The organism is Metabacillus fastidiosus NBRC 101226 (assembly GCF_001591625.1).
Classification (GTDB): Bacteria; Bacillota; Bacilli; order Bacillales; family Bacillaceae; genus Metabacillus; species Metabacillus fastidiosus.
This window is the reverse complement of sequence record NZ_BCVG01000064.1, coordinates 1-23,288: the sequence shown is the minus strand read 5'-3', so window position 1 is coordinate 23,288 and position 23,288 is coordinate 1. Positions and strand designations below refer to the sequence as shown.

Genomic DNA, 23,288 nt, shown 5'->3' with positions numbered 1-23,288 from the left:
TCCAAAGCATGTTTGAATTATATTCTTCATCCGCTCTTTATTTTCAGCAAACTGCCTGTGGCGGTGACCATTACTTCCGGACGGATGCGGAAAACCGCTCAGGATAGACTGAGATGGAATATAATGATTCTCTATTAAAAAGTTTAATACATTTGATACATTTACTCCTAAAGGAATGATCAGCGGCTTGTTTAACCTATTTATCTCTGGAACAAAGTTTTCAACTATATACTTCTTAAGCAAATCTGTTTTTAAAATATTCGGTCTTGATCCATTAAAATTTTTCCCGTCATAAAAAACGGGATAAGAAATCATAGAGGCAGTATGAACAAGGTCGTTTGCCTTATCAAAAAACTCCTTTGTCGATGGCAATCCTAAATAGGTATGTAATTGCAGTTCATCCAGCATTGCAATAAGATTTTTCCTCATCGTTCCTTCAAAGCTTGAATTTTTCTTTACCTCATGTAACATTTCTTCTTCATCTGCTAATTGATCCTTTACACTTAATATCGTAGAAAAAGACTTTTTCATTTGATGCAAACCAGGTGTAATACCGATAATCGCTATTTTTGCATGCTCATTTATGTAATCAAAAGGAGCATAGTAAATTTCTATTTTCCTCTTCTCATCTTTATCAAGCAGAAATTGGTCATTTATAAGATCTGCTTCCTGGAGAGGAGACGGCAAAGAAAATAGTCTGTTTTTATATAAGTGAAATTTTGAATGTAATACTATTCCCATAAAAATTTAGTCTCCTTCTCTTATTACGTAAGGATATACTTATAGCTATTGTGCTCCTTGTTTACCAGCGGCTATTAACTTAGATCTTAATTCATCCAGAACCGCTTTTCTTTCTTCAACACCCTCATTTTCTCCATCTTCCGCCCAAAGCTCTAAATCTGCGCCTTCATCAATCACTTCAATAGTTTTTACCCGTACTTCTTCCTGAAGAATATTCCTTTCCAGCTGAGCAGCTGCAAGCCCGGTAAATACCCATGAGATGACTTCTAAATCATCTTCATCAAACTCTTCTAAATAATCATGTAACACTTCCTTCGTTGCTTCTTCGACAGATAAACCGTCTTCTAATAATTCATAGAAATCATCTCGAACATCACAAGTCGTATCATTATCAAATATTCCAGTTCCCCAGGCACCCATTTTATCAGCACTCCATTTCCTTATTAAATTACTTTTTCTTGTCTCTTGCATGCATTATAAAGATCTGCTGAAATTTCCTCAGTGTTTGAATAAGGTTCTTCTATTTCTAATAATCTTTTTAATAGATGAACAGTTTCTCTTTCTAAAGAAAGTTCTTCTGTCCATGGAAGAGCTTTTTTATTTTTGGAAGTGTATGTCGTATAAAGCAAATATAAAAGAATTTCCCCTAAGTCATAATAGTCCTGCTGCTTCATCTTCACATTATCGTTCTGATGGACCAGATCTCCCTGCTTGGACAAACCGAAATCGATTAGAAAAAGCTGCTTATTTTTCATTAAAATATTTGGAATACGCAAGTCTTGATGGTAAATATCTTTTTGATGGAGATAATCGACTAATTCCAGTAAGTCAGCAAGAAGGAACAAAGCTTCTTTCTCATTAAATGTTTTTTTATGAAAGAAAATCTCATCTTCTAGATTATCCCCTTCAATCAAACTCATGACATAAAATAAATACCCATTCTCTGAGAAATTATCATATAATATCGGCATATTTTCATGATGTAATGTATGTAAGATAGAAGTTTCATTTTGAAACAATGCTATCTCTTTTTTACTGCGGCGCTTGCTCGGCCGAAGCTGTTTCAATACTTTCTTCTCTTTTGTTTTCATATCCCGGCATTGATAAACAATACCATAGCTTCCCATCCCTATTACCTTTAAAATCTCGTAGCGCCCGCTTAAAACAGTTCCTTCTTTCATAGGTATATCTACGAAAAACTGATAGATTTTCCGAAAAAAACGAAAAATAGATATTGTTCTCACCCCTTATATGCCAGTTTCATTATAACTCAATCTGTTTAATTACCTTTGCAGGATTGCCCCCAACTACAACATTATCCTGTACATCCTTCGTTACGACCGCTCCTGACGCAATGACGACATTATTACCTATATTTACACCCGGATTAATAACAGCTCTTCCGCCAATCCAGACATTATTTCCGATTGTAACCGGTTTTCCATACTCCAATCCGGAATTTCGTTCAAACGGATTTAGCGGATGTGTCGCTGTATAAATATGTACTCCCGGAGCAAGAAAACAATTATCTCCTATTTTCACCGTGCATACATCCAAAATAACACAATCAAAGTTTGCATAAAAATTTTCTCCGGCAAAAATATTATAGCCGTAATCACATCTGAAATTAGGTTCGATAAACAGGCTTTCTCCGGTAGATCCGAAAAACTCTTTTAACAGTTTAGTACGTTTATCTATTTCATTCTCTAATGTTTGATTGTATACTCTAGTCTGATATCTTGCCTTTTGGCGGTCTCTTACTAATTCAGGATCTGCAGCATTGTACATTTCTCCGGCTAGCATTTTCTCTTTTTCTGTTTTCATCGTTTCATCCCCTTAATTAAAATATATTATTATTTCATATAACCCTTTATAAAGTGAATCTTCAATAAATGAGAGTTTTTCTCATTCCCAGTCATTCTTAGATGAACTAATCGGACCTTTACGGGTAGTTAATTCCCCACCGCCTTCACTAAAATCTTCAGGTGAGAGTCATACTTCCCGTTAAGTGTGGGATAACACTTAAAAATTAAGTAATGCTTATATATTAATAAGTCTGCTATAATATTTTAGAACTTTTTGAATTGACTATCTTTCATGTTGGAGTGGAATAATGAATCCGGACATTTTTCATTATATTGTTATTATTTCCATATCAGGTGTTTTATCGATTCTTCTAGCGATATACGCATTTGTGAAAAGAAAAGTATTTTCTAATAGTAACGTGTTTATTTTAATATCTTGCTTTTCAGCCATCTATATATTTGGACATGCTTTTGAACTGGCAGGCAACAATTTAGCAGAAATCAAGATTTGGTTAAAATTTCAATACTTCGGGCTGCCTTTTATAGCACCAACTTGTTTAATATTAATTTTACAGTATACGGGATTACATAGATTTTTAAAACGTAAAATCATTACAAGTTTGTACATCATCCCAATTATTACTTGTTTGATGAGCTTGACGAATGATTTCCACCATTTATTTTATCAGTCCGTTTATTTGCGTCCAAATGAAAAAACACCGTTAGTCGATATGATTGTCGGTCCTTTGTATATTGTTCACGGCAGCTATACATTTGGATGTCTTTTATTTGGTACTTGTATTTTAATATGGTATTGGAAACGGGTAAAGGCAGTTTATTGGAAACAGGTCATGACTTTAATATTAGGTCAGATTATTCCAATGGCTGCTTCCTTCCTTTATCCAATCGGGGTCTCTCCTTACGGAATGGATCCAGTCCCAATCGTCATGTGTTTTACTTCTGCATTATATCTTTGGGCAATCATTTCAACAAAGCTTTTTATGATAGCTCCGATAGCAAGGGACCGTATATTTGAAAGTATGCGGGACGGTGTCCTTATTGTCGATATTTCAAATCGGCTTGTTGATTACAATGAAGCAGCAGAGAAAATGATTCCAACTCTCCTTTCCTCTTCTATTGGCAAGAACATTTATGATATTTGGAAAATGGAAGAAGACATCTCTGAGGAACAACAGAAATTTGAATGGATGAATAGAAAAAACAATAAATACTATTACATTCATGTAACAGAGGTCTTTAATAATAAAAAAATAGCGGTAGGAAAGACAATTGTTTTAAGTGATGTCACAGAACAAAAAGTTCTTGAGGCTCAGCTGAAACAGCTTGCATATACCGATGGCTTAACAAAGATTTATAATCGGACGTACTTTATGAAAAGAAGCCAAGAGCAGCTGGAACAAGCAATTCAATTGAACAAATCTTTATCTCTTTTTCTTTTCGATATTGATTTTTTCAAAAAAATTAATGACCATTACGGACATCATGCCGGCGATGCCGCCATTTGCCATGTTGTGGAATTATGTAAAAAGAGCCTTCAGCCAGAATATATTTTCGGTCGATATGGAGGCGAAGAATTTGTTGTTTGTTTGCCTGATACAAATATTCTTGAAGCAGGGAAAATAGCAGAGAAAATCCGGGCAGAAATTGCAAAAACTCCCCTCCATCTAAACGAAAAATTTATCACCATTACGGCAAGTTTCGGAGTTACTGAAATAAGAGAAAACAGCAATACACTCCATATACTTTTAGAACAGGCTGATAAGGCATTATATATCTCTAAAGAAAACAGCCGAAACTCCGTTCATTTAGCAATAAACGATTCTTTCATTATTCCGGTGGAATGACGAAAATATAATGATTGATTTTTATTAAATCTATAAGAACGGCATCTATACAGGTCCAGCAAAATTCTAAACTATACTTTAATACGTTTTTTTGGAGCTGGACTTATATACATCTGTCGGCCATGAATTTTCTTACACTATGTTATCAGTAATATGTTCCAATCTCTTTGAATCATTTTACGGATAACGAGCTGTTTCATAAAGAAGGTTTAAATTTACATATTTATTAAAATTTTATTAAAGATTGGAATATTTTCATTTTCTATAAGGTTACTATGTTAAAATAAACAAAACAAACTCCCAAAATGGAAAGGAGCCACTATATGTTTAAAAAGATAATAAAGCAAATTCAAAAGATGTCCCAAGGAAGCAGTGAAAGAAGACATAGTCATTACCGCCGAGGCAGCAGCAGTGAAAGAAGAGGTAGACATTATTACAGAAACAGCAGTAGCAGCAGCGGCCGTTATAAGCGCTATCCAACGGGCGGAAGCAACCGCTATAAACGGAAATCCAGAAGCAGCAGCTAATCTCTTTGTAAGCGTAAACATATAGGCCATTTCAGGAGGCTGTTTTTTTGGACATCCTCCTATTTATCTTCTTTATTCACATGAAAGGTCATTAAACCTTTAAAATCTTCTTCTAATTCTTTTTCAATTTCTTCATTGCTCACCTTATCTATTTCCTCCTCTTTCACACCAAGATGCTTTGATATTAATTTTAATTGATACTTAATAGACGAGAGGCTGAAAATAACATAGAAAATAAATAATCCCCCTAATATATACAACAAAACCATTAAGATTCCCCCTTTATTCCTGCCATTCTTACTACACTTAATTATATTCCCAAAGAAGACGCTTCATCACACTGTTATCAGTACGGAGTTCCATTAAATCAAACCTTATAGATAAATGATAAAATAAGGAGATTTTAAGAGGAAAACATGGATGATATTGGCTTTCATTTCATTTGTTTTCGTTTTCATGGACGTTTTACAGCTTTGTCAATAGGATTAAAATAGGAGATAATGAGACTATCAAATGACGGAAGGTGATTTATAAAATGGGAAAATTTCTAAAAGAAGATGCGATAAATTTATCAGTTTATTTTACAGGCGGGATAAACAGTGAAAAGCAAAAACAAGTAAAAAACACACAAGACTTTGATATTTCCAGTGCATTTTTAACAGCTTATAAGAAGTAATACATAAGGAATAAAGTATATACTTCCTTCTCATTTCCCTCAACAACTATTTCCCCAAGTTTTTCATCTTTCAACACTTAATATATATTTGCTAGGCAACGATCATGTTGCCTAGCTTTTTTTAAAATTCCTTTGTGGAAAATGGTAAAAACAGTTTAACCCCTCTTTTATTAAAAGGGAGAAATTTCATGTCTGCAACTAAATGGCTTATATAGCCAAGTACACAGGCAGTGAAAACTCCTTCAAGCTTCAAAGATGCTTCCAATTGAAAAGCGATAATAGAAAAAAAGATTAAACCTATGACGGAATGTGTATAACTGCGATGCGCCACGAAGGAAGCAAATATAATATAAATACCTAATAAACCCAGCCAATTTTCCTTTAAGAAAAATCCGCCTATTAACACAGCGATTCCTGTAATAGTAAGCATCGTCCTTTGCTTAATAAAAGAAGCGATAATAATGACAGTGGTCCCTGCTCCAATCCCATACCATTTTTCAGGATCAAGCCCCTTAAAATAACTATAAATAATAAGTAATAGACCAATAAATTGAGTGATTTTCCGGAAAAATGTATGGGAAATCGTAATTTTATTACTTAATTTCCCATCAATATCCAAATCAGGAATTAATCCCGATACGAGACCAAGTCCAACTAAGAAAAGACTTGCTGCTGTTTCTGTCTGTAATGTCACTGCGACAGCCGCCCCTGCCGCTGCACCAATTGTCATATGTGCTGTTCCCTTCAAGTATGTCCACCCTGTTTCTATTTTTAGTTTTCTATTCATTATAGACTTCATTTTAGGAAATATGCAATCATTTGTTCCCGTTTTTACCTTCTTTGACCATTTATTTAGGATATGCCTTATAATCTTTGATAAACAGTGATTATGCTTGAAAAACAGCTATGACATTGGCTTTCATTGGAATTGTTTTCGCTTTCATGGCAAAATAGGGGCTTTGTCATGAAAGCTTTTCTGCTCCATAATAAAGATAAGAAATAACAAAAGGAGCTGAATAAAATGGGGAAAGTAATTCATTTGCATGAATACTATATTTCTGAAGCTTTTATCGGTGGATATAAAACGTTTAAACGTGATGTAAAAAAGCCAGCCTATCGAAAGAACGATCCTATCTCATTTGATATTTCTGACGCATTTTTCGAAGTTTATAAGCATTAAAACATTCCTCTAACAAACTTTCTATTACTACTCTACCGAATACTCTTCATTACTACTATTTCATTTTGCTATTTAGTAAAACAGACCACGCATTCTATTATACGTGGTCTGTTTTTATTCTACTTTTTTCTGTTAGCATTTTTATATAATACGAAAGCAAGTCCTGCAACGAATAAAACAAAGACTACTTGTGTTAGTATTGCTGAAGCGTTCAACTTCTTTATCTCCCTTCTAAAAGAAAAGCGTCCAGTTTTACTAGGACGCTCATCCCCATTACATAAACTCTGTCAGTAATTTATTAAACTCCTCTTCACTAATAGATAAATCTATTTTGGAGAGTGATTCATCGCTATAGCCATCTACCATTTCCCCATATGATTTCTGTTCCTTATTCTGATAAATTAAACCTGTAACAAGTCCGTTATGCTCCATTAATGTTTTCATAGCAACGGCCTTATTCCCGGCCTCATATCCCTCTACATCTTTCAGCTTCGTAAGGTTTTGCTTAAACCACTCGTACGTATTTACTTTATTATATGTGACACATGGACTGAACACATTTATAAATGCAAAGCCTTTATGGTTCATCCCCGCTTCAATTAATGCCGTCAAGTCTTTCAAGTCTGTTGAGAAGCTTTGTGCGACAAATGTCGCCCCAGCTGACAATGCCATTTCCATAATAGATAATGCCGATTCAATTGAGCCGTTCGGCGTACTCTTCGTTTTAAAGCCGATATCACTTCTCGGCGACGTCTGACCTTTTGTCAATCCATAGATTTGATTATCCATGACGATATATGTAATGTCCATATTACGGCGAATCGCATGGATCGTATGTCCAAGACCAATAGCGAATCCGTCACCATCCCCTCCTGATGCGATGACGGTTAAATCTTTATTTGCCATCTTCACACCTTGGGCAATCGGCAGGGATCTGCCATGAATCCCGTGAAACCCGTATGAATTAATATAACCGGAAATCCGTCCCGAACAGCCAATACCCGAAATGACCGCAAGCTGTTCCGGTTCAATTCCAATATTTGCTGCTGCCCGCTGAATCGCTGCCTGAACAGAGAAATCCCCGCAGCCTGGACACCAGTTCGGTTTTACATTGTTACGGAAATCTTTAAACGTCGCCATAAATTATAACAGCTCCTTTGCTTGCATATGGATTTCATTAGGCAGGAACGGATTACCGTCATATTTTAATATGGATGAAATTTTTCCTCTATAACCGACATTCATTTTTAATATATTTGCAAGTTGTCCAGTTGCATTATTTTCAACCACAAGCACTTTCTTCGCTTTTTCTACGATAGGCATTATTTCATCTATTGGAAACGGGTGAATGAGTCGAATTTGTGCATGATTTACTTTTATTCCCTCATTCTCTAAACGGGAAATCACTTCATCAATCGTTCCTCTCGTTGAATTAAAGCCAATAAATAAGATATCCGGATGCTCATGTACAATATTTTTATAAACCGGCATCTGTAATGGAACCGATTTTATCTTTCTTAACCTTTTATCCATCTGATCTTTTCTATTTGACGATTTTTCAGAAGGCTTACCAGTTTCATCATGCTCTACTCCTGTTACATGGTGGATACCATTTTTCATTCCTGGAAGCGGACGCGGAGAAACTCCTGATTTCGTCACTTCATACCGTTTGAAATAGCCTTTATTTTCAATTTCAGGGAGCTCGTTATCAATAAGCTTGCCTCGGCGAATATGAATCTTGCTGTAATCAAGCGGTTCGACTGTCTGTTTTCCCAGGGAAAGCTGTAAATCGGATAATAAAATAACCGGGCATTGATATTCTTCGGCAAGATTAAACGCTTCAATTGTATCATAGAAAGCTTCTTGCACAGTGCTCGGCGCAATGACGATTTTCGGAATTTCTCCATGTGTTCCGTAAATCATTGCCATTAAATCAGACTGTTCCTGCTTTGTCGGAAGACCTGTACTTGGACCGCCCCGCTGTGTATCGATGACGACAAGCGGTGTTTCTGTCATTCCTGATAAACCGATCGCTTCCATCATTAAAGACAGGCCAGGACCTGCTGATGCAGTAAACGAACGGGTACCTGCATAATTTGCACCGATTGCCATCGTACATGCGGCGATTTCGTCTTCTGTTTGGATAACTGTTCCTCCAAACTTAGGTAATTTATCAATTAAATATTCCATAATTTCAGAAGCTGGAGTAATTGGATATGCAGCCATGAAGCGGACTCCGCCAGCAAGAGCACCTAATGCAATCGCATCATTTCCAATCATAAACATTCTTTTCTTCCCATCGGCTTCATCCAAATATAAATCCGTTCGTTTATACTGGAGTTCCTCTGTTAAATATTCCGCCCCTTTTTTAATTGCCTGCATATTTTTCTCTACCATTTTTGCTCCTTTACGGCCATACGTTTCCTGTACGACTTCATGGAACAAATCTGGTTCGAGATGAAGCACTGCTGCTGTTGCACCGATTGCTACCATATTTTTCATTAATGAGGTACCAAGCTCAGCTGCTATTTCTGTAAATGGAACGGAATATAATGTGACCCCTTTTTCCTCCTCGATCACTGGCTTAAACTTGGCATCAGCAAGTACAATTCCACCTTTTCGGATTTCGTGAAAATTAACATCAATTGTTTCCTGGTCAAATGCTACTAAAATATCAAGGTCATCAGAAATAGAACGGACTTCTTTCGTACTTACACGAATTTTATTATTCGTATGACCGCCTTTAATCCGGGAAGAAAAATGACGATATCCATATAAATAATAGCCTAGCCGGTTTAAAGCGGTGGAGAATACTTCACCAGTACTTTCAATCCCTTCTCCCTGCTGTCCCCCGACTTTCCATGAAAGCTGATTGACCATCTGCTTTGCACCCCTTTTATAAAAATATTTTATATATAACAGCTTTATCCCAGCTTTAATGGGCAGTAAGACTCCCGCTTCAACATTCTAGGAATTCGAGGAAGCTAAGTGGGAGATCCACTGTCCCTAAAGATCCGAACAATAGAACATGTACTAAATTCACTACTTCAGGTGAGCTGCAGTGGAGGATGAGAAAAGACCCCCACTGATGGAAGTTTCACTTTATCAAATCTTCTTAGAAAATCTATGAAACTTAATGCCAATTATACTTATAAAAGCCAATTTAAAAGGAAATATGTTGGACAAAATTTTTATAGATTATTTTCTCCACTATTTCTTCCACATATCTCTTTTGCAAAGCATCAATTAAATCAACATAGGAACGATAATTTTCCAGTCCAATAATTGTTTCATCAATACCATCAAAGTCTGATCCTAAGCCGAGATGATTTTCTCCGCCCAGGCTTAAAACATAATCAATATGCTGCAGGAGATCGAATATTTGCGGGTGTTTACTAGATGCTGTAAAGAAAGGAACAAATGTAATACCGATCATTCCATTTTTCTTTATAAGGGCAGTTATTTGTTCATCCTTTAAGTTGCGGACATGCGGGCAAAGCTTGTAAACATTAGAATGTGAAGCGATTGGGTAGTCGGCAATTTCAATCGCTTCCCAAAAGCTTCTTTCACTCGCATGTGATAAATCTGTCCATAGCTTTTTTTCATTCAAGCGATGAATAAGCTTTCTTCCGAAGTTTGTCAGCCCGCCGTTTCTTCTTTCATGTGCACCATCTGCGACTAAATTGGCATAATTCCATGTTAAACCGACGGAGCGTACTCCTAATTCGTAGAAAATATGTAATTTATGCAAATCATCGCTGATTGCATCACAGCCTTCCAATGTTAAAACTGCTCCAATTTCATTACTGTGTAATTCATTTATTTCAGATTTCGTCTTCACTAGTTTTATATCTTTATTTTCAGCAAGCACTTTTTTATAAAATAAGCTGATTTGTTCGAGTGCAGCATCGAATCTTTTCGTAAACGGGACATCTTCTGGTACGAAAACAGCAAAGCATTGAATCTTGCCGCCGCTATCTCTTATTTGCTGTAAAGAAGCCTGCAATATGTTACTCGTATTTACGTCTATTTCAGGATTTCTCCATAATTTATAAAGCAGATCACAATGGGCATCGAAAATTACCAATTTATCTCCTCCAGTTAAAAATATAAAACAAGGACTGTCTCAAATGAATGAGACAGCCCTAAAGAAGCAAATCTATTTAACGAGGCTCAACAATCAATTTAATTGCTGTTCTCTCTTCACCATCTATTTGAATATCTGTAAATGCAGGAATACAAATCAAGTCAACACCACTCGGAGCTACGAATCCCCTTGCAATCGCTACTGCTTTCACTGCCTGGTTCAATGCTCCGGCACCGATAGCCTGGATTTCAGCGTTACCTCTTTCTCTTAACACCCCTGCTAGCGCTCCTGCTACGGAATTTGGATTTGACTTTGCTGATACTTTTAATATTTCCATTTCTAGTCCCCCTTATTTTTACAATGGTTCCTTGAGTGTTCATTAGAACAATCATTATTAGATCTGTTTAAAAAGGCTCCCCTAATTTCCCTTTTTAAACATACTTGGCTTATCATTCCATTGTTACTATATTCACTAGAAGGAGACACTATTCCTGCAAGTAATCGTTTTTTTTCATAAAATTCTAAAAACTCTCTATTATTCAAAGAAATGGTGATCTTCATTAATTAAAATACGATCAATTTTTTTCGCTAAACGGGTTTTATCGTCTATTTCAATAATAACTGCACTAAGCTGTTCTCTTCCTTGTGCAACATCATGCTTTACAGGCAGCCCTGTTAAAAATCTTTTTAAAATAAGATCACGATCCACACCTAACACACCGTCATATGGTCCTGTCATGCCGACATCTGTTATATATGCTGTTCCATTCGGTAAAATGCGGTTATCCGCCGTTTGAATATGTGTATGCGTACCAACGACAGCCGCAGCCCGGCCATCTAAATACCAGCCCATTGCCTGCTTCTCGCTTGTCGCTTCTGCATGGAAATCAACAAATATAATCGCCCCACGCTTCTCTGCCTGTTTAATAAGCTCATCTGCTTTTTTGAATGGACAGTCAGAAGGAGGTAAAAATGCTCGTCCCTGTAAATTTATAACAGCAATTTCTTTCCCATTTACCTTACTGTATATAATTCCTTTTCCAGGATTATCTTCAGGGAAATTTGCCGGTCTTATAAGCTTATCCGCTCCATCGATAAATTCAAAAATTTCACGATTTCCCCAAGTATGATTTCCCATCGTAATGACATTTGCACCAAAGTTCATAAACTCATTATATATTTTTTGTGTTATTCCTTTTCCATGTGCTGCATTTTCCCCATTGATAATAATAAAATGTGGATTGTACTTCGTCTTTAGTTTCGGTAAATATTGTTTTACCATATCTCTTCCCGGCGAACCGAATATATCTCCGATAAATAATATTTTCATGTTTAAAGCCCTCTCTGCTTAAAATTTACGTATGTACTAAGTTTTACATAATTAGAGGAAAAAAGAAAGTGGCGCATATCTGCACCACTTTACTTTGCATATTCAACTGCTCTCGTTTCCCTTATGACAGTCACTTTTATATGACCAGGGTAATCAAGTTCTTCTTCAATTCGCTTACGAATATCACGCGCTAAACGATGGGCCTTTAGATCATCAATCGTATCTGGTTTTACCATAATACGAACTTCACGGCCTGCCTGAATTGCAAATGATTTCTCTACACCTTCATACGACTCAGAAATTTCTTCTAATTTCTCCAGTCGGCGGATATAGTTCTCAAGCGTTTCACTGCGTGCACCCGGACGTGCAGCAGATAATGCATCAGCAGCAGCAACGACTACTGCGATAATGGAAGTCGGCTCCGCGTCCCCATGATGGGAAGCGATACTGTTAATAACGACTGGATGTTCTTTATACTTCGTAGCTAATTCTACACCAATCTCAACATGGCTTCCTTCCACCTCGTGGTCAATTGCTTTTCCGATATCATGAAGCAAGCCCGCCCGCTTCGCTAATGTAACATCTTCGCCTAGCTCAGCTGCCATTAAACCTGCTAAGTTCGCCACTTCTACTGAATGTTTTAAAACATTTTGACCATAGCTCGTTCTAAATTTCAAACGCCCCAGTATTTTAATTAAGTCTGGATGGAGACCATGAACACCAACTTCAAATGTTGTCTGTTCCCCAACTTCCCTAATGTATTCATCGACTTCACGACGAGATTTCTCTACCATCTCCTCGATTCTTGCCGGGTGAATTCTTCCGTCCTGTACAAGTTTATCGAGTGCAATTCTCGCTGTTTCACGACGGATAGGATCAAATCCAGATAAAATAACCGCTTCAGGCGTATCATCAATTATAAGATCAATTCCTGTCAATGTTTCTAACGTACGTATGTTACGGCCTTCACGTCCGATAATTCGGCCTTTCATCTCATCATTCGGAAGATTTACTACAGATACTGTTGTTTCCGCTACATGATCAGCAGCACAGCGTTGAATCGCGAGTGAAAGAATGTCTTTCGCTTTCTTATCAGCTTCTTCTTTTGCACGGTTTTCTGTTTCCTTAATCATTACTGCAATTTCATGACTAAGTTCATTTTCAACCTTTTCAAGAATAATCTGTTTTGCATCATCACGTGTCAGACTCGATATACGCTCAAGCTCTGTTTGCTGTTTACGCACGATCTCTTCCACTTTGCTTTCCATCTCTTCAATATGTTGTTGTCTCTCATTCAGAGAATCTTCTTTCTTCTCAAGCATGACTTCACGTTTTTCTAATGACTCATCTTTACGATCAAGATTCTCTTCCTTTTGTAATAAGCGATTTTCTTGTTTTTGGAGCTCATTTCGTCGCTCACGAACTTCCTGCTCTGCTTCCGTGCGAAGCTTGTGAATTTCATCCTTTGCTTCAAGGAGCGCTTCTTTCTTCGTCGCATCAGCATCACGCCTTGCATCTTCAAGAATTTGCGCAGCAGCATTCGTTGCGCCGGCAATTTTCGCTTCGGCAATGGATTTACGAACAAAATAGCCAACAACTGCACCGACGATTAGGCCAAGCAAAATGGAGATGATTGCTGTAAGTAGGTCCATCTTTTCACCTCCCCTTGCTATGAACTTATTTCTTGCTAGATTAAAGTGTCGGCATGTACATTGCTCAAATAATGTCATCAATATACAGCACAAAGCTTTAGTTTCACATGTTGATAAAGTCTTAAATAAATAAGTTTGTCCAAATATCAACATTATGCTTTCAAAGTGCTTTTAATCAGAATTCTACAAAAAAGTAAAATATACTACTTTATTGTAAATGTGTGAATTTTCATTGTCAAGTTCAGGAGTAAAACGTTTTTAATCATTGATAAACTTTTTTAACATAACTTCTCTTTTCTCTTATAAAAAGACAAATTTCTGCAATAAATGATACAGTTCAGTAGTTTTCTATCATGCTGAATCTCATTTTCAAAAAACTTATAAAAAAAAATGAGGCAAGCGCCTCATTTTATTCTTCATCAAGTAAATTAAATTCATCCTGATCTTCTTCTTCTTTTGGTGCAATAACATCTTCATCTAATCCGTAATGCTGACGGAGTTTCTCATGGATTTCTGCACGGATTGCAGGGTTTTCTTTTAAAAATTGCTTCGCATTTTCACGGCCTTGACCAAGACGTTCTTCATTGTATGCATACCATGCACCGCTTTTTTGAACGATATCAACTTCAGATCCTAAGTCAATAATTTCGCCCTCTTTTGAAATCCCTTCTCCATACATAATATCAACTTCTGCCACTTTAAATGGTGGAGCTACTTTATTTTTTACTACTTTAATTTTTGTTTTATTACCAACCATTTCATTGCCTTGTTTTAAAGTTTCAGCACGGCGCACTTCCAGACGAACGGAGGAGTAGAATTTTAACGCACGGCCGCCGGGAGTTGTTTCAGGATTTCCGAACATAACCCCAATTTTTTCCCTGATCTGATTAATAAAGATAGCAATTGTTTTTGATTTATTGACCGCACCAGAAAGCTTTCTTAATGCCTGTGACATTAAACGCGCCTGAAGTCCGACATGGGAATCACCCATCTCTCCTTCAATCTCAGCTTTTGGAACTAATGCCGCAACAGAGTCAATAACTAAAATATCAACTGCACCGCTTCTTACAAGCGCCTCAGCGATCTCGAGCGCCTGCTCACCAGTATCCGGCTGAGAAAGAAGCAGCTCGTCAATATTAACTCCAAGCTTTTGTGCATATACAGGATCAAGCGCATGCTCAGCATCGATAAATGCAGCTTGTCCGCCCTGCTGCTGTACTTCTGCAATTGCGTGTAGTGCTACCGTTGTTTTACCAGAGCTCTCTGGTCCATATATTTCAATTATTCTGCCTCGTGGATATCCACCTACTCCAAGTGCTGTATCAAGAGCTAGTGATCCACTAGGAGATATAGATATTTTACGATCAGTTTGTTCTCCTAGTTTCATAATAGAACCTTTACCAAACTGTTTCTCTATTTGTTTTAACGCCATTTCTAAAGCGGCTTGACGATCACTCAAAATGATTCCTCCTTTTATTTCACTACTAATACTATACCTTTTTTTTAATCTTTTGCCAAGCAAAAAACGAACATTTATTCGATATTTTTATTTCCAGTTATCATAAAAAATTCAAGTTTAATAAATTGACATAATGATAGTTTGAAACGTATTGTATCGTTGCCCTTCCTATAATTTATAAAGGAGAAAAGAGAGGAAATTTCAATAAAAATATTTTTAAAACAAGATGATAGCAAATAGAACATTATAAAAACAGATGAGTTTAGTACCCACTGTGTCAGTATAAGGAGTAGATTAAAAGTAAATAAAGACATGTACTCAGGTATGATAATGAAACTTTCATTTATATCACCGAAACTCTATTAAAAAAACTTGGAATATCGCAATACGACAATTCCAAGTTTTTGTTATTTATTATTTAAGCATTTGCATAATATAGTGACAGCCGAATTTCACTGTTCGTGTCCGGACAGCGTTTCTGCTGCCTGCCCAGTTGATTTCTTGCACTTCTGTTTCACGATCTGCCATTGAGATTCCGATGAACACTGTTCCGACCGGGTGGCGTTCAAGACTGTCAGGTCCAGCGACTCCTGTGAAGCTTATGCCGATATCGCTTCCTGTAATCTTTCTAATGTTATCTGCCATTTCAGTCGCACAAGCTGCGCTTACAGCACCTTCATTTTCTAATGTTTCAGATGATACCTTTAGCAGCTGCTCTTTTACTTCATTCGTATAGCATATAATGCTTCCTTTAAAAATTTGGGACGCACCTTCTATCGCTGTTAATTGCTCAGAGAAAAGGCCTCCTGTTAAACTTTCAGCAGCAGCTATCGTTAAGTTTTTCTCATGAAGAAGCTTTTTCAATTCACCCATGATTGTCGTTTGCTCATAGCCATAGCAGTATTCACCAACACGGGCATTAATTTTTTCTTCCATTTCATCGAGCAGCTTTATCGCAGCAGCCTCATCTTTATGCTTCGCAGTTAAACGGAGTGTTACTTCATCATTTGAAGCAAGAGGTGCTATCGTCGGGTTTGTCTGTGCATCAATGATATCTTCAATATCTGTTTCGAGCTTTGATTCACCGATACCAAAATAACGAAGTACTCTTGAAATAATTTTATCCTGAATACCTAGTTTATTAATTAAAAATTGTTGTCCGTAGTTTGTAAACATCGGTTTCATTTCGCTCGGTGGCCCCGGAAGCAGCATATAAAAACGGCCGTCTACTTCCACTCCCATTCCAGGCGCCATCCCTGTTTCATTTCTTAATACTTCTGCATCCTCTAAAACGATTGCCTGTTTTTTATTATTTTCTGACATAACCCGCTTTGTCTTATCAAAGAAATCTTGGATATTCGCCAATGCTTCCTCATTCGTTACGAGTTTTTTTCCTAATACATCTGCGATTGTTTCCTTTGTTAAATCATCTTTTGTCGGTCCAAGCCCGCCTGTAAAAATAATAATATTCGCACGTTCCTGCGCAGTTTTGATTGCCTGCTTCAATCTTTCTGCGTTATCACCGACAACTGTGTGATAATAAACATTAATTCCGATTTCTGCTAACTGCTTTGACAGAAACTGAGCATTGCTATTTACAATTTGTCCTAATAGTAGTTCTGAGCCAACCGCAATAATTTCTGTTTTTGCTTCCAAGATGAATCCCCCAACCTATTTAGAATTAAGAAAAACCTGTTTGTTTTTGGCGAAATAATCCCAGCCTGAATACACAGTGAAAAACGCTGCAATCCAAAGTGCAATCGTCCCAAAAGGAATAGACAAGAGCTCAAAAGGAAGATTGTGTAACAGCAAAGCCGATACCGCAATAATCTGTGCCCATGTTTTAATTTTACCGAGCATATTCGCTGCTACTACTTCACCAGTTCCAGCTAACACCAGTCTTAATCCTGTAACTGCAAATTCACGGCTAATAATAAGAATAACAATCCAAGCCGGTGCAAAACCTAATTGCACTAAAATAATAAGTGCTGCAGAAACGAGCAATTTATCTGCAAGCGGATCTAAAAACTTACCTAGATCTGTTACAAGATTTAATTTTCTTGCGTAGTAACCATCGATCCAGTCTGTCGTTGAAGCGATGATAAATAGTAATGCACCGACAAAATGTGTAACTGGTATTGTTTCTTTTCCCAAATTAAGCTCTCCCCAATCAAATGGCGCTAACATAATAACCATGAAAATTGGAATGAGTAAAATTCGGGAAACAGTAATTTTATTAGGTAAATTCATAGTTTCCTCCATCTGCATTCATATTTAAATTGACGAGAAGAAAGTCATCACTGATGATGACTTTACTCTTTTTTATGGATAATATTAATATTTTGAGTTGTCACTTTTGTCGGATCAAGCTCATATTTTAATACTTCACCATTTACTTTTATTTCTGTGTTCGGCATATAACCAATAACGATTTTTATTTCCTCTTCAGCTGAGAAATCCTGCTTTTGAGACTGGCCGCCTTCTAAGTTTGCAGAGTAGAATGTTTTCCCTTTCCCATTTTTAATGCTGATCCATGTACGTTCTTTAGAGGAAATTTCCAGCTCGAATTTATCTGTGCCGGACAGCTCATATGTCGTCGTTCTTTTCTGAGTATTTTGCACTGCGATTGATTGTGCAGGCTGTTCAGGTGCTTTTTCTTCCTCAGCTGGCTTGTCCTTTTCTGCCGTCTCTTCTGAAGCAGCATCCTCCCCTGTCACATCGTTAGCTTTTGAATAATCATTTTCCTTGCTTACATCTTCCACTTGTGAAGAAGAGTTTTCTTTTTCCGCCATATCATTTTTTGAACCGCCGTTCTGCTGGCTTATAACCCAAATAACGATTGCAACAGCAATAACAACTCCAAAAACTAATATTCTCGGAAGCATCTCAATAGCTTTAGAAGCCGATTTCGGTAATTCCTTATGTGTTTTTACTCTTGATAGCTCAACTGATTCTTCATCATCATATGTACTTGGTATTTCACTTTTAAACTCCTCAAATATTTGCTCAGGATCTAAGCCGACAGCTTCCGCATACTGCTTAATAAAAGCCCGTACATAAAACTTACCTGGCATAATGCCATAATTACCTTCTTCAATGCCAAGCAAATAACGCTTTTGTATTTTCGTTATCGTTTGCAGATCGTCGAGGCTCATGTTCTTTTCTTCTCTTGCTTCTTTCAGTCGATTTCCTAATTCACCCAACAATAACACCTTCCATATTTAAAAGTCGAAGCCGGATATACTTGACTGGTCAAACATCCGCGGCTCTTCTGCATTTTTATAGTATGTAATTTCTTCGTCAGGATCATGACGAATTTCAATTATGTAATCAAAGTCATCGAGAGTATACTCTGTATTCTGAACGAAAATGTCCGGATGTTCAACTACTTTCGTCGCCGGAAGCCTCATGATTTCACGAACTAACTGTAAATGCTGGTCAGATCCTCTCCTCGTTGAAACAATTCCATCGATAATATAAACATTATCATCCCTGTATTCATCGGCAATCAGCTGGCTGCGTATCGTCTGCTTTAGAAGCGTGGAAGAGACAAATACCCATCTCATATTCGCACAGACACTTGAAGCAACAATAGACTCGGTCTTCCCTACGCGCGGCATTCCCCGAATTCCGATTAATTTATGGCCATCCTGTTTATATAATTCTGCCATAAAATCAACTAATAATCCAAGTTCATCCCGTACGAATCTAAATGTTTTTTTATCATCTGCATCCCTTTGAATATAGCGTCCATGACGGACAGCTAAACGATCTCTTAACTTAGGAGTTCTAAGCTTCGTTACTGTTATATGATCCATCGTATTTAAAATGGACTCAAGCCTGCGGATTTGATCATTGCTTTCACATTTTAACAACAGACCCCGTCTGGAATCATCTACCCCATTAATTGTAATAATATTAATTGACAGCATACCTAATAGTGAAGAAACATCCCCCAATAGTCCAGGCCGGTTTTTTTGAATTTCATATTCTAAATACCATTCTTTTGTCACGCCAAGACCCCCTTTAAAACGCCTACTCTAACCATATAATAAATCATTTTACCAAAAGAAGAAAGAAGAAACGTTTCCAATATAGAAACATTTCAAATAATCCGACAAAAATCATATGTATAAAAAAAGAGAGGATTTTCTCCTCCCTTTTTAGTGCGCGCCAGTACCGTTATTTTGAACGAGCTTCACCATCATGTTTGCAATTGCCTGCTGTTCATCTTGTGAAGCAACGCTCCATAGGTCTGCAAGAACTCGTTCCTGCACGTTTTTCGGATCGACTTGCTTTGCTAAGTAGTCACCGATTTCAAAAGCTAAATTTGAAACTACCTGCTCATCCATTCCTTCATTTTGTGCATGATTTAAGCGATCTCCAAGGAAATTTTTCCACTCATCCCAATTTTCTAAAATTGACATAGGAACCCCTCCTTTATTAATTGTTACGAGCTTATTTTGTCTCATAGCCGATTTTTTATACATCTTTTTCAAAAGGGGTTCCATCTATTTTCACTAATCCTCAGTTAGCAATGCCATCCGCCATTAACAGAAAGAATCTGTCCAGTTATATAGGAAGAGTCATCAGATGCCAAAAATGCGACGGTATTTGCGATTTCCTCCGGTTTTCCTAATCTGCCGGCTGGAATTTCTTCTTCAAGCTCTCTTAGTTCTTCTTCAGAAAACTGTGAAAGCATATTTGTTGCGACTGCGCCGGGCGCAATCGCATTTACCCTAATTTCACTTGGCGCAAGCTCTTTTGCCAATGCTTTTACAAAAGCATTCTGTCCGCCTTTCACAGTAGAATAAAGTACCTCGCAAGCCGCTCCGGTCAATCCCCAAATGGAAGAAATAACAATAATATTTCCTGCTCGTTTCTTCACCATTGCTGGGATAAACTTTTGTGCAATGCGGAACGGGTTTGCTATATGTAATCCAATCATCATATCTATTTCTTCATCATTCAGGTCAGTCACTAATCCGTAATAACTAATCCCGCTGTTTAATACGAGCAGGTCAACAGAGGTATAGACATTTTGGACTAGTGTCTGTACCCCTTCTTTTGTCGACAAATCTGCCTGAATAATTTGAACATTAATATCCTCAGTCAAAAGCGATTGCTGCAGCGATAAAATCGCCTTTTCATTCTGGTAATAATGTAAATATAAATGGTAGCCTTCCTTCGCAAGCCTTCTTGCGATTGCGGTGCCGATTCCTCCGCTTGCTCCCGTAATTAATGCGTACTTCTCCAAAAATCTTCTCCCCTATTTCGGAACAACTTGACAGACTGAAAATAATTTTTGATCAATTGCTTCGTTTAAAGTTTCTGTTATTTGTTCATTCGTCAATTCTTCCAATACAGGAACGACGTCGAATAAATTCATCTCATTGAAAGCATATCTTGTGAATTGGTTTGCAATATATTCGGGTGAATTAATCGCCCGTAAAAATGAACCGATTTTCTTCTTTTTCGAAAGCTGCAGGCGGCTGTCATCAAGTCCGGAGCGCTTTGCTTCAAATAAAATATTTTTAATTTCATCTGCAAGCTCATCCGGACGGTCCGTGTCCCCACCAATCATTGCAAAGCCGAAGCCATTCTCTTCTGTATAATCATAGCTGAACGTATCATCAATCAATCCTGCACTGTATAAGCGGTTGTAATGATCAGAGCTTTTTCCAAAGAGAATATCTAAAATGAGATTCATTGACAGCTCATGTTTGAGCAGATCTTTTCCAGAACGATTCGGATTGTTCGCTTTCATACCGACTAAACATTTTGATGACTGAACATTCATTTTTAATATTTCTGATGTTTTTGCAACTTCATATCGCTCATTTGGAAACTCTCTTTTAATTTCAGGTTGGTCTTTATACGCCTTCTTCGCCTGATTTTCGCGTATCTGTGTTAAAATTTCCTCCGGATTAACAGAACCGACAACGAAAAGAAGCATATTGCTCGGATGATAAAATGTATTATAGCATTCATAAAGGGAATCTTTCGTTATATGTGAAATTGATTCCACTGTGCCGGCAATATCGATTCGTACCGGATGGTTTTCATAAAGATTACTGATTAGGCCAAAGTATTGGCGCCAGTCAGGGTTATCATCATACATTTTAATTTCCTGGCCGATAATCCCTTTCTCTTTCTCAACCGTTTTCTCAGAGAAATAAGGGTCTTGCACGAAATCAATTAATGTTTCTAAATTTTGTTCTACGTTTGATGTACTTGAAAACAAATAAGCTGTTCTCGTAAAAGAAGTAAATGCATTTGCTGATGCTCCCTGCTTACTAAATTGCTGGAACACATCACCATCTTCTTTTTCAAACATTTTATGTTCTAAAAAGTGGGCAATCCCGTCCGGAACAGTAACGAAATCATTTCCATCAAGCGGGATGAAACGATTATCAATAGAACCGTATTTCGTCGTAAATGTTGCATACGCTTTATTAAACCCTTTTTTAGGAAGAACGTACACATCAAGACCATTGCTCATCTTCTCATAAAATAATTCCTCTTGCAGCTGTTCAAAACGAATAGGTTTTGTCACGCTTTCTCCCCCATTCCAGTTAAAAAGTAAATTGTATCCTGCTCTATTTTTTCAGCGACTTTCACTACTTCTTCTTTCGTAACCTGAGCAATTCCTTCTAAATAATCATCAAAACTCCGATTTCTGCCGGCTGCGACATTATGGTATAACACTTCGATTAAACCGTAGGACGTATCAATCGTTTCGAGCAGCTGATTGCGGATAACCGCCTTCGTCTGTTCCATTTCTGTATCGGTGAAATCACCTTTTTTCATCGCTGCCATTTGCTCATTAATAATCTTGACTGCTTTTCCAAAGTTCTCAGACTGGATACCCGACATAACCATTAGTATGCCTTTATGGCTCTCCACCCGTGATGCCGCATAATAGGCAAGGCTTTCTTTTTCACGCACATTAATAAAAAGCTTAGAATGAGAAAATCCGCCGAAAATCCCGTTGAACACTTGCAAAGCACAGTAATCATCATCAGCATACGTACTGTTAGTCCGGTATCCGATGTTAAGCTTCCCCTGCTGGACATCCTGCTGCTCAATAACTTCCTTTACTTGCGGATTTTCTTTCGTCATACTTTTCACCGGCTGAACCGCTTTATTTTCTGTAAAAGAAAAATACGTTTCCACATACTTTTCAATCTCTTCCTGTTTTACATCCCCTGCAACATAAAGATCAATTTTATCTTCTTTTAATATTTTTTTATAATATTCATAAAGAGATGTCCTTGTAATTTCATCAAGCTGGTCTATTTCACCGTTGACATGCAGTTCGTACGGTTCATCTTTACACATCTCTTGTACGAGGCGCAAATTAGAATATCTCATTTTATCATCGTACACAGACTGGATTCTCTGTTTCAGTGTGCGCTTTTCCTCATTAAGAATATTATCTGTGAAACCTTCTCCATCTGTTAAAGGATGAAGGATAATATCTGATAATAATTTTATTCCTTGTTCTAATAACGGTGTTTGATCTGCAAGGAATTTCTCATTTGCAATATCCATTCGGAAGGAAATAATATGATGCTCCCCTTTTTTTGCTAAATCGACATTTAATGTCGCACCGTATAAACCGTCTAAATGCTGGCGTAATGCCGTGCTTGTTGGAAAGTTTTTATTTCCTCTTTGAAGCACATACGGTAAAAGCGCTCTCAATGTAACATCTTCTTTTTTCAGTGGAGCGAGAAGCTTTAATACGATTGTATTCGTTTTAAATTTCCCGCTTGGAATCGTATGCACTGTTAAGCCGTTTATTTCCTTTAATTTCTCTTCAATATAAGCCATAGTAACACTCCTTTTACTTAGCTTTACCTGTTTTAGTTATACGTATGAAGTCATATTATTAATTATATCAATACAAGGTTATTAATGGAAATATTAAGACTAGACTCTATTTATAAAGTGAAACTTCTATCAG

25 protein-coding genes are annotated in these 23,288 nt (G+C 37.1%); 4 read left to right on the top strand and 21 right to left on the bottom strand.

Going from position 1 to position 23,288, the window contains the following annotated elements:
* The 4 genes from BFA01S_RS14580 to BFA01S_RS14565 all read right to left on the bottom strand — a co-directional run.
* Window positions 1–741 (bottom strand): hypothetical protein (locus BFA01S_RS14580; protein ID WP_066231996.1); only part of this gene is annotated, 741 nt, incomplete at its 3' end.
* A 45-nt stretch (window positions 742–786) separates the two neighbouring features.
* Window positions 787–1,161, bottom strand: coding sequence for a DUF4259 domain-containing protein (locus BFA01S_RS14575; protein ID WP_066231999.1), 375 nt, complete (start codon window positions 1,159–1,161; stop codon window positions 787–789).
* A 23-nt stretch (window positions 1,162–1,184) separates the two neighbouring features.
* On the bottom strand, window positions 1,185–1,922 hold the full coding sequence (locus BFA01S_RS14570; protein WP_066231992.1) for a serine/threonine protein kinase: 738 nt from the start codon (window positions 1,920–1,922) through the stop codon (window positions 1,185–1,187).
* Window positions 1,923–2,004: 82 nt separating this feature from the next.
* Window positions 2,005–2,565: a maltose acetyltransferase domain-containing protein gene (locus BFA01S_RS14565; protein ID WP_066231987.1), complete on the bottom strand. Its 561-nt coding sequence runs from the start codon at window positions 2,563–2,565 to the stop codon at window positions 2,005–2,007.
* Between the two features lie 289 nt (window positions 2,566–2,854).
* On the opposite strand from BFA01S_RS14565, the gene BFA01S_RS14560 reads away from it, so the two are divergent.
* Together BFA01S_RS14560 and BFA01S_RS14555 are read left to right on the top strand one after the other, a co-directional pair.
* Window positions 2,855–4,411, top strand: a complete 1,557-nt coding sequence (locus tag BFA01S_RS14560) for a histidine kinase N-terminal 7TM domain-containing diguanylate cyclase (RefSeq protein ID WP_066231984.1) — start codon at window positions 2,855–2,857, stop codon at window positions 4,409–4,411.
* A 372-nt stretch (window positions 4,412–4,783) separates the two neighbouring features.
* Entirely contained in the window at window positions 4,784–4,963 is a 180-nt protein-coding gene (locus BFA01S_RS14555) for a hypothetical protein (RefSeq protein WP_066231982.1), read from the top strand.
* Between the two features lie 34 nt (window positions 4,964–4,997).
* On the opposite strand, the gene BFA01S_RS14550 is transcribed toward BFA01S_RS14555, so the two are convergent.
* On the bottom strand, window positions 4,998–5,207 hold the full coding sequence (locus tag BFA01S_RS14550; protein WP_066231980.1) for a hypothetical protein: 210 nt from the start codon (window positions 5,205–5,207) through the stop codon (window positions 4,998–5,000).
* Between the two features lie 266 nt (window positions 5,208–5,473).
* Here BFA01S_RS14550 and BFA01S_RS22485 point away from each other — a divergent pair, with 266 nt between their 5' ends.
* Window positions 5,474–5,614 carry a hypothetical protein gene (locus BFA01S_RS22485; RefSeq protein WP_156483746.1) on the top strand — a complete coding sequence of 47 codons (141 nt, stop codon included), beginning with the start codon at window positions 5,474–5,476 and terminating at the stop codon, window positions 5,612–5,614.
* Between the two features lie 121 nt (window positions 5,615–5,735).
* On the opposite strand, the gene BFA01S_RS14545 is transcribed toward BFA01S_RS22485, so the two are convergent.
* Complete coding sequence (locus tag BFA01S_RS14545) at window positions 5,736–6,401, bottom strand: metal-dependent hydrolase (protein ID WP_369690832.1); 666 nt, start codon at window positions 6,399–6,401, stop codon at window positions 5,736–5,738.
* A 234-nt stretch (window positions 6,402–6,635) separates the two neighbouring features.
* Here BFA01S_RS14545 and BFA01S_RS22480 point away from each other — a divergent pair, with 234 nt between their 5' ends.
* On the top strand, window positions 6,636–6,794 hold the full coding sequence (locus tag BFA01S_RS22480; RefSeq protein WP_156483741.1) for a hypothetical protein: 159 nt from the start codon (window positions 6,636–6,638) through the stop codon (window positions 6,792–6,794).
* Between the two features lie 273 nt (window positions 6,795–7,067).
* Here the strand turns inward: BFA01S_RS22480 and BFA01S_RS14540 are convergent, their stop codons facing one another.
* From BFA01S_RS14540 to yfmF, 15 genes are all read right to left on the bottom strand, one after another.
* Window positions 7,068–7,934: a 2-oxoacid:ferredoxin oxidoreductase subunit beta gene (locus BFA01S_RS14540; RefSeq protein WP_066231974.1), complete on the bottom strand. Its 867-nt coding sequence runs from the start codon at window positions 7,932–7,934 to the stop codon at window positions 7,068–7,070.
* Window positions 7,935–7,937: 3 nt separating this feature from the next.
* Window positions 7,938–9,674, bottom strand: coding sequence for a 2-oxoacid:acceptor oxidoreductase subunit alpha (locus BFA01S_RS14535; protein WP_066231971.1), 1,737 nt, complete (start codon window positions 9,672–9,674; stop codon window positions 7,938–7,940).
* A gap of 283 nt (window positions 9,675–9,957) precedes the next feature.
* Entirely contained in the window at window positions 9,958–10,881 is a 924-nt protein-coding gene (locus BFA01S_RS14530; RefSeq protein WP_066231969.1) for a dipeptidase, read from the bottom strand.
* 76 nt (window positions 10,882–10,957) lie between these two features.
* Window positions 10,958–11,218: a stage V sporulation protein SpoVS gene (gene spoVS / locus BFA01S_RS14525; RefSeq protein ID WP_066231967.1), complete on the bottom strand. Its 261-nt coding sequence runs from the start codon at window positions 11,216–11,218 to the stop codon at window positions 10,958–10,960.
* 198 nt (window positions 11,219–11,416) lie between these two features.
* Entirely contained in the window at window positions 11,417–12,211 is a 795-nt protein-coding gene (locus BFA01S_RS14520; protein ID WP_066231964.1) for a TIGR00282 family metallophosphoesterase, read from the bottom strand.
* An 89-nt stretch (window positions 12,212–12,300) separates the two neighbouring features.
* The gene (rny, locus tag BFA01S_RS14515; RefSeq protein WP_066231962.1) at window positions 12,301–13,863 is read right to left on the bottom strand and encodes a ribonuclease Y; all 1,563 of its coding nucleotides are present in this window, start codon (window positions 13,861–13,863) and stop codon (window positions 12,301–12,303) included.
* A gap of 409 nt (window positions 13,864–14,272) precedes the next feature.
* The gene (gene recA / locus BFA01S_RS14510; RefSeq protein ID WP_066231959.1) at window positions 14,273–15,322 is read right to left on the bottom strand and encodes a recombinase RecA; all 1,050 of its coding nucleotides are present in this window, start codon (window positions 15,320–15,322) and stop codon (window positions 14,273–14,275) included.
* Between the two features lie 414 nt (window positions 15,323–15,736).
* A complete protein-coding gene (locus BFA01S_RS14505) occupies window positions 15,737–16,981 on the bottom strand; it encodes a competence/damage-inducible protein A (RefSeq protein WP_305848778.1) in 1,245 nt (414 codons plus the stop codon).
* Between the two features lie 12 nt (window positions 16,982–16,993).
* On the bottom strand, window positions 16,994–17,572 hold the full coding sequence (gene pgsA, locus BFA01S_RS14500) for a CDP-diacylglycerol--glycerol-3-phosphate 3-phosphatidyltransferase (protein ID WP_066231951.1): 579 nt from the start codon (window positions 17,570–17,572) through the stop codon (window positions 16,994–16,996).
* 62 nt (window positions 17,573–17,634) lie between these two features.
* Window positions 17,635–18,525 carry a helix-turn-helix domain-containing protein gene (locus BFA01S_RS14495; RefSeq protein ID WP_066231948.1) on the bottom strand — a complete coding sequence of 297 codons (891 nt, stop codon included), beginning with the start codon at window positions 18,523–18,525 and terminating at the stop codon, window positions 17,635–17,637.
* An 18-nt stretch (window positions 18,526–18,543) separates the two neighbouring features.
* Window positions 18,544–19,335: a DUF3388 domain-containing protein gene (locus BFA01S_RS14490; protein ID WP_066231946.1), complete on the bottom strand. Its 792-nt coding sequence runs from the start codon at window positions 19,333–19,335 to the stop codon at window positions 18,544–18,546.
* A gap of 150 nt (window positions 19,336–19,485) precedes the next feature.
* The gene (locus BFA01S_RS14485) at window positions 19,486–19,749 is read right to left on the bottom strand and encodes a DUF3243 domain-containing protein (protein WP_066231943.1); all 264 of its coding nucleotides are present in this window, start codon (window positions 19,747–19,749) and stop codon (window positions 19,486–19,488) included.
* Window positions 19,750–19,853: 104 nt separating this feature from the next.
* Window positions 19,854–20,579, bottom strand: a complete 726-nt coding sequence (gene ymfI, locus BFA01S_RS14480; protein WP_066231940.1) for an elongation factor P 5-aminopentanone reductase — start codon at window positions 20,577–20,579, stop codon at window positions 19,854–19,856.
* 12 nt (window positions 20,580–20,591) lie between these two features.
* The gene (gene yfmH, locus BFA01S_RS14475) at window positions 20,592–21,878 is read right to left on the bottom strand and encodes an EF-P 5-aminopentanol modification-associated protein YfmH (protein ID WP_066231938.1); all 1,287 of its coding nucleotides are present in this window, start codon (window positions 21,876–21,878) and stop codon (window positions 20,592–20,594) included.
* A complete protein-coding gene (gene yfmF, locus BFA01S_RS14470; protein ID WP_066231930.1) occupies window positions 21,875–23,155 on the bottom strand; it encodes an EF-P 5-aminopentanol modification-associated protein YfmF in 1,281 nt (426 codons plus the stop codon). The genes yfmH and yfmF overlap by 4 nt, the downstream gene beginning before the upstream one ends.
* Between the last annotated feature and the right edge of the window lie 133 nt (window positions 23,156–23,288).